Origin of the sequence: Sulfurimonas sp., assembly GCF_047622445.1 — a bacterium.
GTDB lineage: Bacteria > Campylobacterota > Campylobacteria > Campylobacterales > Sulfurimonadaceae > Sulfurimonas.
The window spans coordinates 29,212-46,705 of sequence record NZ_JBLHOE010000022.1; the positions used below are offsets into that span (position 1 = coordinate 29,212).

Sequence of the window (17,494 nt, forward strand, 5' to 3'; positions counted from 1 at the left end):
TTTCAATCTTCCTTCACTTTCAAACTAACTTCATACATATACTTTTGCAAAGGTAGCATATCTTCATATATTTTATAGAGAGTATCTACAAGCTCTTTGCCTTTAACTATAAGTTTAGGGTTTAAAATCTTATAGGTAGCCATCCCTTTATATAATGCTAAATCTGCATTCGGCATATCAGCAGTAAACCCTCTTGGATAACGCTTATAACCTTTCTCTAGATGTGTATAGCCCTCATCTTTTGCTTTTATACATGCAAGTATGTCTTGCAACTCTTGGCGCTTTGCATCATCTTTAATATACTCTCGATATGCATCTAACATAGCTTTTTCAAACCATCTTACACCTACAGCAACATAAAGCTCATCTGGTGAAAAATGCATATAAAAAGACGAACTTTGCATCCTTTTAATATTTCCCTGCCAAAAAATCACACCTATTCGATGTTTTATAGGTGTTTTATTTGCACCCATTCTTCGAGTATCTCTATAAATTCTATACAGAGATTTATTTATCTTTGGTTGGGCATTTATTGTAGGTTCTAATGCTTGAAGATGTTCACCCATCTCAACAACAAAGGCTCGTGAAGGATTAAGTATGAGTTCTTCATACTCACTCCGATGTGCTTCAAACCACTCTTTGTTGTTGTTTTTCTTAATATCTTTTAAAAAAGAAAGAGTTTTTTTGCCAAAGCCTGTAAACTCCATTAAACTATCTTTATACTAACTTTCTATTTCTAAAGGCAAGTAAAACAACTACAAATAGTACTGTATATGTAATTGGTACAAAATCAGGAATAGGCACAGGATCACCAGCTGCATATGAGTGAAGTCCTGAAAGGTAATAATTCACGCCAAAATATGTCATAAGTACGGATGTATATGCAAAAGTTGTAATCACAGAAAAATTAAAGTCACTGTAAATTTCTTTAATAAATCTCATATGTAGAATCACTGCATAGACTAAAATTGTTACAAGTGCCCAAGTCTCTTTTGGATCCCAACCCCAGTATCTACCCCATGACTCATTTGCCCAAACACCACCAAGAAAATTACCTACACTTAAGAGAACAAGACCAACCATGATACTCATTTCACTAATAGAATTCAGTTCTTTAATAGAGTAAGAGATATGCTTTTCATTCTTTTTAGTTTTAAGAATGAAAAGTAAAATTGTAATGAAACCTAAAAGTGCGGAGAGACCTAGGAAACCATAACTCGAAGTAATCATCGAAACATGAATACTTAACCAATATGAGTTAAGAACAGGTACAAGGTTTGTAACTTGAGGATTCATCCAGTTCAAGTGAGCAACAAATAAAATTAGCCCGGTCAATACTCCAGTAGATGCCATAGTCATAGGAGAACGTTTTGAAAAGATAAAGCCAGCAAGAACTGTAGCCCAACCTATAAAAATCATAGACTCATATCCATTTGACCATGGAGCATGATCTGCGATATACCATCTATTTGCAAGCCCAATAGTATGTGCTATAAAAAGAGCAACTAATATATACAAAGAAATATTAGAGTATCTCTCGATATTGAAAGTTGGTTTTAAAATTTTTGTAAAACTCATCACAAGTAGGATAAGACCCATTAAAAGGTAAAAAGGATAAATTCTTTCAAATATTCTCATTTCATTATAAAAAACTTCTGCAGCAATTCTTGTCTCAGATGGATATACAGCCGCGCCATGTTTTTTCTGATACGCTGCTATCTTTACTAATGCTGCATTTGAAGCAGTCCAATCTCCACCAGCTACAGAACCATCAACTGCTGTAAAATACTCAACTGCCCCATTTCTTACCTCTTCACCCTCAGCATCATCAAATGTCTGAAGTGCTTCTATAGTTGGAAACCATTTATTGTTAGCATCATTTACTTTAGGCCAAATTTTTACTAGTTGCCCCGTAAAAATCATGAAAGAAATATTTACTTTTTCATCAATCTCTAAAACTTTTTTATCAAACTTATCTCTATGTTTTGCTTCTTTTCTTACAGCTTCATCAACAAATGCAGCAAGCTTATATCCACGGATAGCATCTGCATCTTCAAAGAAATGTGCGAATGAAGCATATTTTGCATCTGATGTAGCGCCAATAATTTTGTTAATTTTCTCATCTTTTGTTTTAATCATTTCTACATTTTTATATGACTCTGGTTTTACCATCATCCCAAGTACAACTTGATTTGCGTTAAGTGTATATCCACCTACGCTTAAATTTGCACCTTTATAAATTTTTGCAAGAACCTCCGTTGAAAGTGTGTTCATAGGTTTCATTCGACCACCACTATCTTGGACAATAAGTTCACCGAACTTATTTGCATGTGTTTTATCAAAAGCAGTAATTATTTTTAAACTTTGGTCTAAATCTGTTGCAAAACTTGGAGTCAATGTACTCAAAAGTGCAATTGCTAAAAGCGCTGGTAAAGCTTTTGCTTCTCTTGCTTTTGCAGCTTTTTTAGCTAATTTAGAAAAACGATTTTTTCTTGAAAAAAGTGACCAAAACATCCCAATAGCAAGTAAGGTATATCCTATATACGTAGGAAGTGTTCCAGGATCATTGTTAACAGAAAGAATTGTCCCTTTTTCATCTTGATCATACGAAGATTGAAAAAATCTATATCCACGATGCTCTAAAATATTGTTCATAAAAATTCTATATGGCATTTCTATTCCTTCTTCCTTGTCTACAAGCACAACTTCACTTGCATATGACGCAGGGCTCATAGAACCTGGGTAACGATCAAGTTGAAAATCTTTTAAATGAACCTCGAATGGAAGTGTTATCGTTTTTGCACCATACGTTACATCCACATGAACACCATTAACATCATTATGACTTTCTCTTGGTAAAACACCAGGTTGACCAAAAATCATAGTCTCTTTAGAAACATCATCCACAGTAATTCTGATTTTCAATGCATCCATACCAGGTCTCATTGCCTTAGCTTTTGGATTACTTACAATTTTCATACTCGCAAATGGTAAAAATTCACGAAGAACAAAACTACTTTCACCTGCAGTAAAAAGTGTTCTTCTTGCAAGTAACTCAGCATCATTTGCTACTAACTCGCCATCAGTTCTGTCATCCATCTTTAAATATTTTATAGTCATAGCATGATTCATATAAAGCTCGCCATCTTTAATGAAAATATCTATCACAGGTTTATCAAATGTTCCAGGTGAACCAAAGTTTAATACTACACTATCAGTCTCAAAGTATGTACCTTGAGTTAATGCAACAGGTTTACCTTTACCACCACCAGTTACCATCATATTAGCTACTGGGCTACCCTTTTCTTTATCTTCTACCATCTTTTCCATAGCATCTGGAATGTACTCAAGAAGTTCCACTTCTACATTTTTACCTTCTATTTCTAAAGAAGCGTCTAAAGAATTTTCTAAACGTTTAGAAAGATATACTTTTTGCGAAGTTTCAATATTTTTTGAGCCGACTTTTGCATTTACTACAAAGAAAGTATCTGCACTTGTCATCGTTGAAGCAGATGTATTCTCACGAATACTCATACTTCCTTCATAACCATAATATCTTGTTACAGCAGCACCAAAAATGATGACAATAAATGCAATATGAAAAATGAAAATTGGAGCTTTATTCCAAGAAAACATTTTGTGTTTATAGATATTTAGTGAAAGGTTGATTGTTAAAAGTGCCAGTAAGACTTCAAACCATCGTGCATTAAATACATCAGCTTTTGATGTGATAGTTCCATAGTCATTTTCTATGAATGTAGCATATCCAATTGCGAAAGCAAAGATTGACATTAAAATTGCCATAGTTTTCATAGAATAGAGTAAGGATAGTAGTTGTTTCATAAAGAGGTCCTTGTTATTAAGAAGGACATTTTAGTTAAAAAAGACTAATAGAAAGTTAAGTCATATGATTATATGAATATTATTATATTTAATACTCTTTTAATTGAAATATAATCTCAAAATCTCCACTTTCTAATTCAGTGGCACTATGTGTAAACTTATCTGCCACTTTATCATATAATGGTGCTGGCTCATGAAAAAACTTTCCAAGAAGTCTATCATTTTCATTTTCTATAAGGCCTAAGCAAAGCATAGTATTTACCATTGGCTCAGGTGGTTGACATCGTGTTGCATCAAACTCAAAAAATCGTAATTCATCTTTTTCATAACTATAAATATCTAGTGTAGCACGGGGTACTTCTATTTTAATTTTTTGCATTATATTCCATTATTATATATATATTTTTCTTCTTTATCACTCCAAATAAAATACTTTGAAATATTTTCAAAAGCTTTAAGTACAATAGTCTCATCGCAATTATTTCCATAGATAGTTATGGGAGTGTGATAATATCGATTATACGAACGAATTGGATGAAAAATAATATCTATCCAAGACAATACTATCTTACCATCATAAGGCTCAAAAGGAACTCTTGAAGTTACAATTTTATCTTTTACGCTGCATCTAAAATGACAAATTACAGTATCACCATCTACGCATACATACTCTAGTAATGAACGTATTGCTGCTTTATGTACCATTATTTATCACTCCAAAAATATATTCTACAAAAAAAAACAAAAATTCTTCTTCTCTATATTGCAAATGCTATCTCAAAAGCTTTTCTTTTACCCGCCATTAATCTAACATAACCACCATGGGCTTCTGCAATCTGACGAGAAAGAACAAGTCCTAGTCCATTTCCTTTAACCTTCGTACTGTTAAAGGCTTCAAATAAGCCATTTTCATCTTCTATAGGTATTCCCGTATCATAGATATAAAATTTATGCAATGTTACATCATTCTCGTATATGATTTCAACTTTACCACTCTCATTATCATCAAGTTCTATAGCATCTATAGCATTAGTTATAAAGTTCGAAAACAGCATCTCTAAAAGATCTTTATCGGCATGTAAAGTAAAATTTTCTTCAGGAAATATACATTTTATTTCTTTAGAGTATCCATAATAACCCATAGCTACATTTATAGATTTTTTAAGCTCATCCCATTTAAATGTAGACTTATTTGTTTGAACACCTTTAGAAAACATCAAAGTCGCTTTGATAATTCTATCTATTCTATATACAGAACTTTGGATCTCTTCAACAATAGGGATATTTTCTTCTTTTACTCTCTTTTTAAGAGCTGAACTTAAAAGTGAGATTGAGCCTATAGGATTTCTTATTTCATGAGAAAGATGTGCAGCCATTTGACCCATAGTAGCAAGGTTCTCTTTCCTTTTTTGTTCTGTAATATCTATAACACTAAACATGGATTTCTCTTGGTAGAGTGAACTTTTTACCAAATAATCACGTGACTCAAAGTTAATTTCATAATCTTCTTCTTGAAACTCCAGTAATCGTAAAAGCTCCCATAAACCTCTTGCTTTTGAATTTTGTAAAAAAACTGTGTTATCGCTGTTTAGAATCCAAATTGCATTTGGTAAAAACTCTACAACTTTTTCAACAGTATCTTGAAGATGGTCGTACGAAGCTTTTAACTCACTAAATTCTTTTTCAACCTTGTATGTTTGTTCTATTAAGAGGTTAAGTTCTTCTGCTGTAACTGTTTGCGACATTAGTCATTAAACCCTAAAATAATCTTATATAAAGAGTGTGCGTCATCGCTTCCACAAAGTTCACGAATCGAGTGCATTGCAAAAGTTGGAAGTCCGACATCAAGTGTATCTATTCCTAATCTCGTAGCTGTAATTGGTCCTATTGTTGAACCACAACCCATATCGCTTCTTGTAACAAACTCTTGGTAAGGCTCATTTAATCTCGTTGCAACATTCATAAACCTTGAAATTGTAGTAGAATTTGAAGCATAGCGTTGATTTGCATTTACTTTTATAACACTTCCCTTATTTATATATGGCGCATGTTTTGAATCATGCTTAGACGGATAATTTGGGTGAATTGCATGTGCATTATCCGCAGAAATCATAATTGAGCTTCTGATCATCTCCATATATTCTTCATAATCGCTATACATTCGTCTAAGAGTATTTTCCAAGAAACTACCCCCTGCTCCAGATGTAGATTCACTTCCAACTTCTTCATGATCAGATGCAATAAAAAGCATTGGTGAAGTAGCCTCTAGCGAACAGATACTTAATAGTCCTACATAACAAGAAAGAAGGTTATCAAGTCGTGCTGATGCTATAAAATCATCGTGTAAACCTACATATGAAGCTTGTTGTGTATCGTAAAAACTAAGTTCATTTGCATACAACTCTTTTACGTCTAAAATTTCATTTTTTGATAATTGCCATTGTATAAACTCATCAAATTCAAAATCATCATTCGTTGTAAGGATCGGTGAAATATCTGTTTGCTTATTGACTGTTCTATCTTTATTTGCCTTATCATCAAGGTGAATTGCTAAAGATGGAATAATTGCAATAGACTTTTGCACGTTTATAAGCGTGTCTTGAATTCTATCCTTGGAATCGAGATATGATACACGTCCAGCTAAGGAAAGATCTCTGTCAAACCAAGGGTTTAAAAGTAATGCACCATAAGGTTCCACTCCAAACTTCACCACTCCATGCTCTTTTATTACAGGATTTGGTTTGAGCTTGAGATTTGGAGAATCTGTATGTGCACCTATCATCGTAAAGTTTTTAGCTTTAGGGTATGTAAATGCGATTATCGAAGAGTCATTACGTGTTACATAATACTTTTTTCCTTCTTCCAACTCCCACTTATCAACTTCACCCAGTTGTAAAAATCCGGCATTTTGCAACATCATACTCATGTTTAATGTAGCATGAAACGGTGTAGGCGATGCATCTAAAAAACCTAATAATCCTTCGTTAAAATCTTGTTTTTCCATTTATTATCCTAATATATCCACAAATTCGTTCCCTTCTAAGGCCTTCACTATACTATTGTTTACCCGTATTGCTGAATCTATCACTACATTTTGTAGCTTGGCTGTGATGATAATTTTCAAAGGTCTACTTCCCGGGTTTTGTCTTATGAGTGTATACAGATCTTCTAATATTTTTGCCTCAGAATCGAGTCTAATAGCTAAATTTAGTGGTTCTTGGGGTAGTTCTCTCACTTCAGTTTTTACTTTTTTACACTCTTTTTTTGAATCTTTGAGTGTCATAATTTTTGTTACATTCATACGTGTAAACATCTCAGTATGCGTAATCTTTGCTTTAAATGCAACTGGCTCTTCAAGATTCATTTCGCTGAGTTGTTCTAACTTGTCTGAAAAAAGCATTATCTCAATATTTCCATGAAAATCCATAAGATTTACAATCCCAAACTGATTTCCTTTTTTAGACGTCTTTTTAGTTATCTCTTCAACTTTACCTATAAAGATTGCGAAAGAGCCATCCTTTACTGTATCTACTTCAGATGAGAGAGTATAGTTTAATTCATCAAGTTTCTCACGGTATTCATCCATTGGATGACCGGAAACATAAAAACCTAATGTGTCTTTTTCAAATTCTAAAATTTCTTTGAGCTCATACTCCTCTGCATTATTAAGAGTAAGTCCTACAGAAGTAATTTCTTCATCATCTCCAAAAAGAGAACCAACGGCATTCTTTTTAGCATCACTCGCTTTTTTAGCAGTTTCTATTATAAGTTCTATCTGATCAAGTAAAGCTTTTCTTGAGTGTCCAAATCTATCAAATCCACCCGACTTGATACTTGACTCAATAAAACGCTTATTTACTTTAGAAGGATCTATACGATTTACGAAGTTTTCCATAGAAGTAAATGGTCCATCCTCTTCACGCGTTTGAATGATCGACTCAACTGCAGAACCACCAACACCTTTAATCGCACCAAGACCAAACAAAATAATCTCTTTTTTATCTTTAGTAATTGCAGAAAATTCTAGATAAGAATCATTCACATCAGGTGGGGAAAGTTCAATTCCCATACGTTTTACTTCATCTATATAACGAACAACTTTGTCTGTGTTGTCTTTGTCCGAAGTTAAAAGTGCCGCCATAAACTCATTTGGGTAATACGTCTTTAACCATGCAGTTTGAAAAGTGACCATTGCATAAGCAGCTGAGTGAGATTTATTAAAACCGTATCCAGCAAACTTTTCAATCAAATCAAAAAGTTTAGAAGCTTCATCATACGGATGACCTTGCTTCACCGCTCCTGCAGAAAACTCAGCATTGTATGTTGCCATATCTTTTTTCTTACCCATAGCACGACGAATAATATCTGAATACCCAAGACTAAATCCACCAACATTTTGAACAATCTGCATAACCTGTTCTTGGTATACGATGACCCCATACGTATTTTTAAGGATTGGTTCCATTATGTCAAAAGTATACTCAATTGCTTCTCGACCATGTTTACGTTCCACAAAGCTATCAAGCATCCCAGATTCCATTGGCCCTGGTCTATAAAGTGCAAGAACGGCAATTAAATCCTCAAAACTATCTGGCTTCAGACGTTTATTCAAATCTTGCATTCCCGAGGATTCTATCTGGAACATTCCGACAGTATCACCTGTTCTGATCACCTCATACACCTTTGGATCATTTTCATCTATTTGGTGCCAGTCAACATCTCTATCATATCTACGTTTTATAAGTTTAATCGCATTATAAATTACATCAAGAGTTTTAAGACCAAGAAAGTCAAATTTGATTAAATCTACATCTTCAAGATAATTTAGCGAATACTGTGTAACAAAAGTGTCTTCACCACTTGGCTTATAGATAGGTGTTTTATACCAAAGTTCTTCGTTGGATATTACAACTCCCGCTGCATGAATTCCTGAGTTTCTTTTTAAGCCTTCAAGTTTTTTAGCAAACTCCCAAACACGTGCTGCATTTGCATCACCCGTTACTAATTCTTGAATCTTTGGTTCCTTTTGAAAAGCACCATCGATAAACTCGCCTTTTTTTGTTTTTCCATTAAGGGTAATTCCAAGTTCATCTGGAACAAGTTTGGCCAATTTGTCAGCTTGAGAAAGTGGCATATCAAGTACACGTGCAACATCACGAATAACCCCTTTTGCCAGTAATGAACCAAAGGTAATGATTTGCGCAACTTGATTACGACCATATTTTTTAACTACATAGTCGATTACTTCACCACGTCTTGCTTGCATAAAGTCCATATCTATATCCGGCATAGACACACGTTCCGGATTTAGAAATCTCTCAAAAAGAAGCTCATACTTCATAGGGTCAATGTCGGTAATGTCTAGCGAATATGCAACTAAAGAACCTGCCGCAGAACCACGTCCTGGTCCAACTGCTATATCCATCTCTTTTGCAACTTTCACAAAATCCCAAACAATGAGCATATATCCGGGGAATTTCATAGAGTTGATGATATCCATCTCAAACTCAAGGCGTTCACGATATTCTTCATGTCTAGCCTCTGGCACGTGTTTTAGTCGATTATCTAAGCCTACTTTACATCTGAATGTAAAGTACTCAGCATCATTTTTATCAGCTCCACTAAACCATAGTTTCTTTTCATCTTCACTTGCATTTGCAGGTAAAGCAGGTGTATCATCAACATGACTTATCTCTAAATTATCCCCTTGAGCATATTCTTGTGTAAATTTAAAGTGAGGAGGTGTTGGGTTTTTCACTATTGGCACAAAATTTTCTATCTTCTCTACTATCTCTTGTGTATGCGCTATTGCTTCTGGTATATCTGCAAAAAGCATAGCCATCTCTTCTGGGGATTTTAGATAAAATTCATGTACAGAGTGACGCATACGATTTGGATCATCAAAGAGTTTATTCATCCCAATACACATAAATGCTTCATGGTACTGTGCATCCCCAGGAAAAGTATAGTGTGTGTCATTTGTTGCTACAACTTTGATACCTGTTTCTTTTGAAATTCGTAAAATCTGCTCATCAATGAAAAGCTGATCTCCAATTCCATGACGCATAAGTTCAAGATAAAAATCATCTCCAAAAATATCTTGATACTCTCTTGCAACAGCTAAAGCTCCATCATAACCCAAAGCTCCATTTCTTACATTTCTCTCATTTGAAAGATTCAGGTGCCAGTTTACTTCACCTTGAAGACACGCAGAGGTACAAATCAAGCCTTCACTATGTGAACGAAGTTCATTTTTGTTTATACGAGGAAAATAATACATTCCTTCAATATAAGCTTTGGAAGAAAGATACATAAGGTTTTGGTAACCTTTTTTATTTTTGGCAAAAAGACAAATATGGAATCTTTGTTTAGTAGATTTATCACCTAAGGTATCACCATTATGGATATAACCTTCCATCCCAATAATCGGCTTGATACCTGCATCTTTCATTTGATGGTAAAAATCAATTGCACCAAACATATTTCCATGATCTGTCATGGCTACAGAAGTCATCCCTAGCTCTTTTAAACGAGGAACTAAGTTTGTAAGTTTATTCGCTCCATCGAGTAAAGAATACTCTGTATGGAGATGAAGGTGGGTAAAAGGTTGTACGCTCATAAATCTAGCCTAGTTTTTAGAATAATTAGATGGATTATAGTAGGTTAACATTAATATTTACTAACATATTGGAAGTTTAATTGTAAACTTAGCTCCTCTATTTTTTGTAAATAATTCACTATTTTCGACTTCTATAGAACCATTCATGTTATTTACAATTTGACTGCTCATATACAGTCCTACTCCAGTACCTTTACCTTCCTCTTTTGTGGTAAAGTAAGGGTTAAATATCTTGCCTATAACATCCTCTGCAATACCACCAGCATTATCACGTATAGTTAATACTATTTTCTTATCTTTTACTCATGTCTTAATATGTAAGGAACGATTATCTACTTCATTATTTTCTATCGTAAGTCTATCATGTAATAATTAACTTTTTATTTAAAAGTAGAAGATGGATTTTAGTGATTTAGCGCATATAAATATACTTTGATGTTGAAGATGAAGATATTATCATAGATATGCTCAAAGACGTTTGTTGTGAAGTTTTCACCGCCAAAAATGAGGAAGAAGGCTATAAGCTATACTTAGAAAAAGAAGTATATATAGATCTCATTATTTCTGATATACAAATGCCTCAAACAATTAGAAATTGAGACTGTGGCAGAGTTTGTCCATTCAGAAGATGTTTTTGAGGTAGTTCAAGAGTTAGAAATAAATAGCTTTCAAGGTTTTTTATTTTCCCAACCAGTACCCGAGAGCGAGATAGAAAAATTCTCAGGTATGACAAGGTAAAAGTGAAGTATTAGCTTATTTAACTTTTCCTAAAAACTCACAATCAACAGTGTTTACTTTAACTAAATCACCTTCAAGTACGTGATAAGGAACTTGTACAACAGCACCAGTTTCAAGTGTAGCTGGTTTTTTACTTCCACTTGAAGTATCACCTTTAAAGTTTGGAGGTGTTTCAGTAATGATAAGCTCCATAGTCTCAGGCGGCGCTACTGAGATAGCTTTACCTTTGAAAAAAATCATATCAACATTTGTTCCATCTTTTAGCCATTTTGATGCATCTTCACATTGCTCATACATAAGACCTAATTGATCAAACGTTTCGTTATCCATAAATTGGTACATTTCACCATCGTCATAAAGATATTGCATTGTTTTAAAGTCAATAATTGGAACTTCAAATTTATCTCCAGCATGAACAGTTTTTTCAACAGTTCTTCCGTTTAAGAAACTTTTCATTTTCATACGAACAAATGCAGCGCCCTTGCCTGGTTTGACATGTTGAAATTCAACTATTTTATATGGTACTTCACCGACTATTAAACGAACATTCTTTTTAATATCACTCATACCTACTGTTGCCATTAATACACCTTGCTAAAATATTTTTTAGCATTTTAGCATAATACGAACTATTTTGTATGCTGCAACAGTCCATTTAAAAACAAATCAATAGTATCATCAATAATGTTACTTGTATCAAACTTTTTTATCTTAAAACTTTCTGCATATCCATCAGATAATTTTTTAAATAATATGGAGATATGTATATAGTCTCTTTTATCATCTTTTAAAATTTCTTTAAATTGTTTCGCTAAGAATTTAAAAATCTTATCCATAGGATGACCTTTATCTATACTTAGTTTATGAACAAAAAATGGATCATACGCTAGAGATAATTCTATGGACTTTTTGTTCGCCATAAAATAATTATATTTATGTTCTAAGTAAATTTTTAAATTCGACATAGGATCTTTCGTTTGGTTCTTTTCTAATACCTGTGAAAAACTATCTATTTGATACAAAATAAACTCTAAATAAAGATTTTCTTTATTCACGAATACTTTATAAAGTGTTCCTACTGATACATCCAAGATTTTTGCCAACTTAGACATATTTGCTTTTTCATATCCAACTTCTTGAAAATATTTTACAGAATCTTTAATATATTCTTTTTTCTTTAGTGCTGTGTTTTTCTTTTTTTTTATATTTCCCATAAGAGATTGTAGCAAAATAATGTTAAGTCTAAAGAAATAACTTAATTCATTTTTAAACTGAACTTAATTCATTTTTAATGTATTTAGCTCTATAATTCCGAAATCAATAAAGAAAAGGATTATAAATAAATGATGAAAAAAATATTATTACCTAGTATATTAATGATTTTAGCTTATGGATTTTGGATAAGTCCAGATTTTAAAGAGATAGCAGCTGGTGTATCTATCTTTTTGTTTGGTATGCTTACCCTTGAAGAAGGTTTTAAAGCTTTTTCTGGGGGTACATTAGAGAAAATTTTAAAGAAATCTACTGATAAACTACATAAAAGTATAAGTTTTGGATTTGTTGCCACTGCAATTATGCAATCAAGTTCTTTAGTTTCAGTTTTAACTATATCGTTTATTGGAGCTGGTCTTATAGGTCTTTCTCAGGGTATCGGTATAATTTTAGGTGCAAATATTGGTACAACTACTGGTGCCTGGTTAATGGCTGGGTTTGGTTTAAAAGTAAAAATATCTGCCTATGCAATGCCTATGCTTGTCTTTGGTGTGATACTGATTTTTCAAAAAGCCAAAGCTCTCAAAGGTATAGGATATATATTAGCCGGACTTGGATTTTTGTTTTTAGGTATCCATTATATGAAAGATGGATTTGAAGCATTTAAAGAAAGTATTGATTTAGCTTCGTTTGCGGTTGACGGATTTAAAGGTTTAATGATCTTTATCGGGATCGGTATCTTGGCAACGGTTGTTATGCAGTCATCTCACGCTACTATTGTACTTATTTTAGCTGCATTATCTGTTGGACAAATTACCTATGAAAATGCTTTAGCCCTTACCATTGGGGCAAATATAGGTACAACGATTACTGCGGTCATAGGGTCTTTAAGCTCTAACATAGATGGTAAGAGGTTAGCTGGGGCTCATTTTATATTTAACATTGTAACTGCCATTATTGCTGTCATTTTTATTAACCAAATAATGGATTTAGTAGCTGCAATTAGTGATTTTATTGGGATAGCATCAGATAATCATACGCTAAGACTAGCTGTATTTGATTCTTTCTTTAAAATAATGGGTGTGATTATGTTTATACCATTTGTAGATACATTAGTGAAATTCCTAGAAAAAACACTTAATTCTAAAGATAAAATACCAGAAGTAGAAAGTTATGACACGGCGCAGTATTTAAATGATTCTGTTTTAGAAATTCCGGCAACTGCAATGGCAGCTATTGAAAGAGAAACTAAACATTTATATACAAATGCTTTTGAAATTATAGCGCACGGTTTGAATCTAAAAAGATCAAATATTTTATCCAAAATGCCACTTGAAGATGTTGTAAGTGATAAGTATAGTGCAGATACTATCGATATTGGTGGTTTTTATGAACGTAGAATCAAAGGTATTTATGGTGAAATTATAGATTTCGCGGCTCAAGCCCAATCTGATATGTCGGCAGAAGATATACAGGTACTCTATAAATTAAAACTTGCAAATAGAGATATTGTAGATGCTGTAAAAAACACGCAAAGCTTGCAAAAAAACATACTAAAATATTCAACAAGTACAAATCAACATATTATAGATGAGTACAATAGTATTAAAAAAGATTTAGTAGAATTTTTACGAATTATAGACACTATATCTAACACAAAAGAAGAAGATGTACTTTTAACTCTACTTTCAAAAACAAGAGTATATATTGAAAGGTATGATATTATCGCAAATGGTAAACTTGATAACTTAATTAGAAATCATTTAATCACAAATGAGATGGCTACGTCACTTATGAATGACAGTGCCTATGCTTATGATATAAGTAAAAATCTTCTTGCAATGGCAGAGGTAATCTTTGTTGATAAAGACATGCTAGATATAAATAACAGTATGCTTATCGATGATGATGAGATTGAGCAGCTTTTAAAATAACCACTTCCTACTACTTGTAGGATACTCCTCCTCGATAGTAAAAGTATATATTATTATATTTTTACTATAATACAAACTTCAATCAAAAAACAAACCAAACAATAGCTCTAAATAAAAACAACAAGATATATATAGGATAAATAATTTATGGAATTCACACTAGAAGCAACATCTAAAAATGCCCGCGCATGTACTATAAAAACAGCCCATTCGACTATACAAACTCCGGTATTTATGCCTGTTGGAACACTAGGGAGTGTTAAGGCTCTTGATATGAATGATGTTGTAAACACTTTAGGTGCGCAAATTATTTTAGCAAATACCTACCATATGTACCTTCGTCCAGGAGATGCAACAGTTGCAAAAATGGGGAAACTTCATAACTTTACTAAGTTTCCTAAAAGTTTTTTAACTGATAGTGGTGGATTTCAAGCTTTTAGCCTGAGTGATATTTCAAAACCTAAAGAAAATGGTATAGAATTTCGTTCTCATATAGATGGTTCAAAGCACTTCTTTACTCCAAAAAAAGTTATCGATATTCAGCATAACCTTGGATCAGACATTATGATGATTCTTGATGACTTAGTTGGACTTCCTGCAACTCAAGAGCGTATTAAGCTAAGTATCGAGAGAACAACTGCATGGGCGGAAGAGTCTATTGAGTACTTTAGAGCAAAACAAAAAGAAGGTGTTGGAGTAGATCAAAATATCTTTGCAATTATCCAAGGTGGAACTGACAAAGCCTTTCGTAAAAAATCTGCGACTGAACTTTGTGCATTAGACTTCGATGGTTTTGCCATTGGTGGACTGAGTGTTGGTGAACTCAACAATGAAATGTATAACACAGTTGAATATACAACACAGTATATGCCAAAAGATAAACCACGTTACTTAATGGGTGTTGGTACACCTGAGGACTTGATAGAAAACATTGAACGTGGGATAGATATGTTTGACTGTGTAATGCCTACAAGAAATGCAAGAAATGGTACGCTCTTTACCTCTTTTGGTCGTATAAATATTAAAGGTGCTAAGTTTAAAGAAGATGAACTACCAATTGATCCAGAGTGTCAATGCGTAACATGTAAAACATACTCTCGTGCGTATATGAGTCATCTCTTTCGTGCACGTGAGATTGCATACTTTAGACTTGCTACACTTCACAATTTACACTACTATCTGAACCTTATGAGAGAAGTACGTGAAGCAATTCTAGAAGATAAATTTGCTGAGTACAAAAAAGAGTTTTACGCTAAGAGAGGTGTTGTTCAGTAAATAAGGTTTCGGCATTATTTTTATATAACAGTTGACTTGAGAAATATGAAGCCGCACTTTGGCTTCATATTTCTCTACTAGATGTTGTTAGATGTTTCTATAACAAATTTATTAATCAAAAAAATACTACTAAATGAAATCATTCCACTTACTACAAAAATAGCACTTGCTAATGGATAAATTTCATTGTTTTAAAATATCTTTCTTTAAAGTAAGCAAAAATGTAAATACAAAGATTGATGTTCCCAAATATATTAAACTAGCATTAAGTGGGTATGAGTTTCCGTCTTGATTAGAATACATTTGTATTAGACTAAATACAAATCCGATAAAACTAATAAGTAGCACCATTAATGTAGTTGAAATTTCTTTTTTCATATATTTCCTTTGTGTATCTAACGGCGAAGCTGAGATACATCTTGAAGTGGGACTCCTGCCATTTGTTGTATGTAGCGTAGCGGAATACGACAAATGGTTGGGGGCACGTTTAGGGCTCAGCTTCGCCGTTGTACGTTTCCGTTCCGCGGGAACGTACAACGGTTAAGGAAAGCAATATTTGACCCGCTCTTGGGTTAAATATTGGCTTCTGCGTTTTGTTATCTTCCTAGACTTTAATCTAAGATTTTGCTAACAATGATTTACCTATAATTCTTGCTCTAGATGCCATTGAAATAGTCTGGTCAATATTATTAATAAAAAACTGAAGCTCTTGTTGCATGTATTTATTAGCACGATTAAAGCTTTTCTCTAAATTAGGTAGGTTCTTCATAGTTTCCAAGAAACCAATTAATCCATCACGACTATGTTGTGCAGCATTTTCTAATGCCTCAAAACCAGTTAGAAACTCCTCTATATTTTCAATTGATTCTTCATTATGTTTCTGATTAATGGTTAAAATAATTTCTATGTTTGTTTCCAGTTTTTGATTCAAATCTCTGTATTCATCATTTTTAGGTTTTAAGAGGTTTGCATAAGTATCAACATGTCCCGCTAGCTCTTTAATTAAATTTCTTTTTTGTTTGGATGTTAAGTTCTGTGCTGTTGTAAGTATTTCAGTAGTTTTATTTATTTCAGGAGTTAGTTCTTCCTTCAGTTTACTTCCTACTATTTTAACTATTTTTGTTAGATTTTCAAAATTATCTTCAAATTGGACAAAGTGATCTAAGTAACCTAAATCTGATGAATCATCGTCACTAGCTTTTACTACAGAATAAGTAGATTCACTGATGTTCTGAATTTCACCATAGTCTTTGACAGGATTACCAAACGGCAAGGTTCCATCAGAAGCTTGTTTAGCTAATTGATACAATTCTTTTTTAGCTTCATTCATTCTAGTAAAATGTATGGAATAACCTATGACTCTATATGATTTTAAATCAAATGGTAGTTCCTCAATATCTTGAGTAATTAAAATAACTTTTTTTTGAAGAGCATGTGCAATACCCAATTCATAATATACATTTGCATTAGAGTCTGTTAAATCAGTAACAATTAAATCACTTTCTACAATTCCCTTTACAATATCTTCTAATATATTACTTTGGCTTTTAATGTCATCTGCTCTTTCTACTTGATATCCTGCATCGATTAATGCACCTTTAATCAAGAAGTCATATACATCGTTCAATGACTCAGAAAAAGGCATTAATATAAAAGCTTTCTTAGTATCCATTTTTAATCCTCTATGGTGAAATTTGAGTATGCCACTTGAATGGCAGATAACGTTTGAATAGAGCAAATAAGTTGCCGTTAGGTAATTTATTAGCTCCTAGTCGCCACCTTAAAACCCACTTAATTTATTAATTATAACCAACTATTTTTAATATAATTTATATTTTAAGCAACTAGCTCTTTATTTGTATCTTTTCTAGTT

At 33.0% G+C, this 17,494-nt stretch carries 16 protein-coding genes; 4 read left to right on the forward strand and 12 right to left on the reverse strand.

The genetic code is table 11. The features are described from left to right. Window positions 1–2 precede the first annotated feature (2 nt). The 8 genes from ACI9TV_RS06765 to ACI9TV_RS06800 all read right to left on the reverse strand — a co-directional run bounded on the left by ACI9TV_RS06765 (window position 3) and on the right by ACI9TV_RS06800 (window position 10,750). Window positions 3–707 carry a DUF2461 domain-containing protein gene (locus tag ACI9TV_RS06765; RefSeq protein ID WP_415250013.1) on the reverse strand — a complete coding sequence of 235 codons (705 nt, stop codon included), beginning with the start codon at window positions 705–707 and terminating at the stop codon, window positions 3–5. 10 nt (window positions 708–717) lie between these two features. Beyond that, window positions 718–3,843, reverse strand: coding sequence for a cytochrome c biogenesis protein CcsA (gene ccsA / locus ACI9TV_RS06770; RefSeq protein ID WP_415250014.1), 3,126 nt, complete (start codon window positions 3,841–3,843; stop codon window positions 718–720). 88 nt (window positions 3,844–3,931) lie between these two features. Then, the gene (locus ACI9TV_RS06775; protein WP_415250015.1) at window positions 3,932–4,222 is read right to left on the reverse strand and encodes a hypothetical protein; all 291 of its coding nucleotides are present in this window, start codon (window positions 4,220–4,222) and stop codon (window positions 3,932–3,934) included. Next, window positions 4,222–4,548: a hypothetical protein gene (locus ACI9TV_RS06780; protein WP_415250016.1), complete on the reverse strand. Its 327-nt coding sequence runs from the start codon at window positions 4,546–4,548 to the stop codon at window positions 4,222–4,224. Before ACI9TV_RS06780 ends, ACI9TV_RS06775 begins: the two co-directional genes overlap by 1 nt. Window positions 4,549–4,601: 53 nt before the next feature. After that, window positions 4,602–5,588, reverse strand: a complete 987-nt coding sequence (locus tag ACI9TV_RS06785) for a sensor histidine kinase (protein WP_415250017.1) — start codon at window positions 5,586–5,588, stop codon at window positions 4,602–4,604. Continuing rightward, window positions 5,588–6,847, reverse strand: a complete 1,260-nt coding sequence (locus ACI9TV_RS06790) for a M18 family aminopeptidase (RefSeq protein WP_415250018.1) — start codon at window positions 6,845–6,847, stop codon at window positions 5,588–5,590. Before ACI9TV_RS06790 ends, ACI9TV_RS06785 begins: the two co-directional genes overlap by 1 nt. Before the next feature lie 3 nt (window positions 6,848–6,850). Then, a complete protein-coding gene (dnaE, locus tag ACI9TV_RS06795; protein ID WP_415250019.1) occupies window positions 6,851–10,462 on the reverse strand; it encodes a DNA polymerase III subunit alpha in 3,612 nt (1,203 codons plus the stop codon). 60 nt (window positions 10,463–10,522) lie between these two features. Next, window positions 10,523–10,750, reverse strand: coding sequence for a sensor histidine kinase (locus ACI9TV_RS06800; protein WP_415250028.1), 228 nt, complete (start codon window positions 10,748–10,750; stop codon window positions 10,523–10,525). 176 nt (window positions 10,751–10,926) lie between these two features. Here ACI9TV_RS06800 and ACI9TV_RS06805 point away from each other — a divergent pair, with 176 nt between their 5' ends. Together ACI9TV_RS06805 and ACI9TV_RS06810 are read left to right on the forward strand one after the other, a co-directional pair. Beyond that, on the forward strand, window positions 10,927–11,061 hold the full coding sequence (locus ACI9TV_RS06805) for a hypothetical protein (RefSeq protein WP_415250020.1): 135 nt from the start codon (window positions 10,927–10,929) through the stop codon (window positions 11,059–11,061). A 4-nt stretch (window positions 11,062–11,065) separates the two neighbouring features. Next, on the forward strand, window positions 11,066–11,200 hold the full coding sequence (locus ACI9TV_RS06810) for a hypothetical protein (RefSeq protein ID WP_415250021.1): 135 nt from the start codon (window positions 11,066–11,068) through the stop codon (window positions 11,198–11,200). A 15-nt stretch (window positions 11,201–11,215) separates the two neighbouring features. Here ACI9TV_RS06810 and efp read toward each other — a convergent pair whose 3' ends face one another. Continuing rightward, on the reverse strand, window positions 11,216–11,782 hold the full coding sequence (gene efp, locus ACI9TV_RS06815) for an elongation factor P (RefSeq protein ID WP_415250022.1): 567 nt from the start codon (window positions 11,780–11,782) through the stop codon (window positions 11,216–11,218). A 47-nt stretch (window positions 11,783–11,829) separates the two neighbouring features. Then, entirely contained in the window at window positions 11,830–12,414 is a 585-nt protein-coding gene (locus ACI9TV_RS06820; RefSeq protein WP_415250023.1) for a TetR/AcrR family transcriptional regulator, read from the reverse strand. Window positions 12,415–12,543: 129 nt separating this feature from the next. On the opposite strand from ACI9TV_RS06820, the gene ACI9TV_RS06825 reads away from it, so the two are divergent. Further along, entirely contained in the window at window positions 12,544–14,346 is a 1,803-nt protein-coding gene (locus tag ACI9TV_RS06825; RefSeq protein ID WP_415250024.1) for a Na/Pi cotransporter family protein, read from the forward strand. Between the two features lie 147 nt (window positions 14,347–14,493). Next, the gene (tgt, locus tag ACI9TV_RS06830) at window positions 14,494–15,621 is read left to right on the forward strand and encodes a tRNA guanosine(34) transglycosylase Tgt (RefSeq protein ID WP_415250025.1); all 1,128 of its coding nucleotides are present in this window, start codon (window positions 14,494–14,496) and stop codon (window positions 15,619–15,621) included. Between the two features lie 183 nt (window positions 15,622–15,804). Here the strand turns inward: tgt and ACI9TV_RS06835 are convergent, their stop codons facing one another. Together ACI9TV_RS06835 and ACI9TV_RS06840 are read right to left on the reverse strand one after the other, a co-directional pair. Next, on the reverse strand, window positions 15,805–15,999 hold the full coding sequence (locus ACI9TV_RS06835; protein WP_415250026.1) for a hypothetical protein: 195 nt from the start codon (window positions 15,997–15,999) through the stop codon (window positions 15,805–15,807). Between the two features lie 238 nt (window positions 16,000–16,237). Then, entirely contained in the window at window positions 16,238–17,293 is a 1,056-nt protein-coding gene (locus tag ACI9TV_RS06840; RefSeq protein WP_415250027.1) for a hypothetical protein, read from the reverse strand. Window positions 17,294–17,494 lie beyond the last annotated feature (201 nt).

What these genes read in the sequence shown, in the direction of transcription:
- ACI9TV_RS06780 (WP_415250016.1), bottom strand. Translation starts at nt 4,548, where the DNA reads ATGGTACATAAAGCAGCAATACGTTCATTACTAGAGTATGTATGCGTA.
- dnaE (WP_415250019.1), bottom strand. Translation starts at nt 10,462, where the DNA reads ATGAGCGTACAACCTTTTACCCACCTTCATCTCCATACAGAGTATTCT.
- ACI9TV_RS06805 (WP_415250020.1), top strand. Translation starts at nt 10,927, where the DNA reads ATGCTCAAAGACGTTTGTTGTGAAGTTTTCACCGCCAAAAATGAGGAA.
- ACI9TV_RS06790 (WP_415250018.1), bottom strand. Translation starts at nt 6,847, where the DNA reads ATGGAAAAACAAGATTTTAACGAAGGATTATTAGGTTTTTTAGATGCA.
- ACI9TV_RS06835 (WP_415250026.1), bottom strand. Translation starts at nt 15,999, where the DNA reads ATGAAAAAAGAAATTTCAACTACATTAATGGTGCTACTTATTAGTTTT.
- ACI9TV_RS06840 (WP_415250027.1), bottom strand. Translation starts at nt 17,293, where the DNA reads ATGGATACTAAGAAAGCTTTTATATTAATGCCTTTTTCTGAGTCATTG.
- ACI9TV_RS06775 (WP_415250015.1), bottom strand. Translation starts at nt 4,222, where the DNA reads ATGCAAAAAATTAAAATAGAAGTACCCCGTGCTACACTAGATATTTAT.
- efp (WP_415250022.1), bottom strand. Translation starts at nt 11,782, where the DNA reads ATGGCAACAGTAGGTATGAGTGATATTAAAAAGAATGTTCGTTTAATA.
- ACI9TV_RS06765 (WP_415250013.1), bottom strand. Translation starts at nt 707, where the DNA reads ATGGAGTTTACAGGCTTTGGCAAAAAAACTCTTTCTTTTTTAAAAGAT.
- ACI9TV_RS06785 (WP_415250017.1), bottom strand. Translation starts at nt 5,588, where the DNA reads ATGTCGCAAACAGTTACAGCAGAAGAACTTAACCTCTTAATAGAACAA.
- tgt (WP_415250025.1), top strand. Translation starts at nt 14,494, where the DNA reads ATGGAATTCACACTAGAAGCAACATCTAAAAATGCCCGCGCATGTACT.
- ccsA (WP_415250014.1), bottom strand. Translation starts at nt 3,843, where the DNA reads ATGAAACAACTACTATCCTTACTCTATTCTATGAAAACTATGGCAATT.
- ACI9TV_RS06825 (WP_415250024.1), top strand. Translation starts at nt 12,544, where the DNA reads ATGATGAAAAAAATATTATTACCTAGTATATTAATGATTTTAGCTTAT.
- ACI9TV_RS06820 (WP_415250023.1), bottom strand. Translation starts at nt 12,414, where the DNA reads ATGGGAAATATAAAAAAAAAGAAAAACACAGCACTAAAGAAAAAAGAA.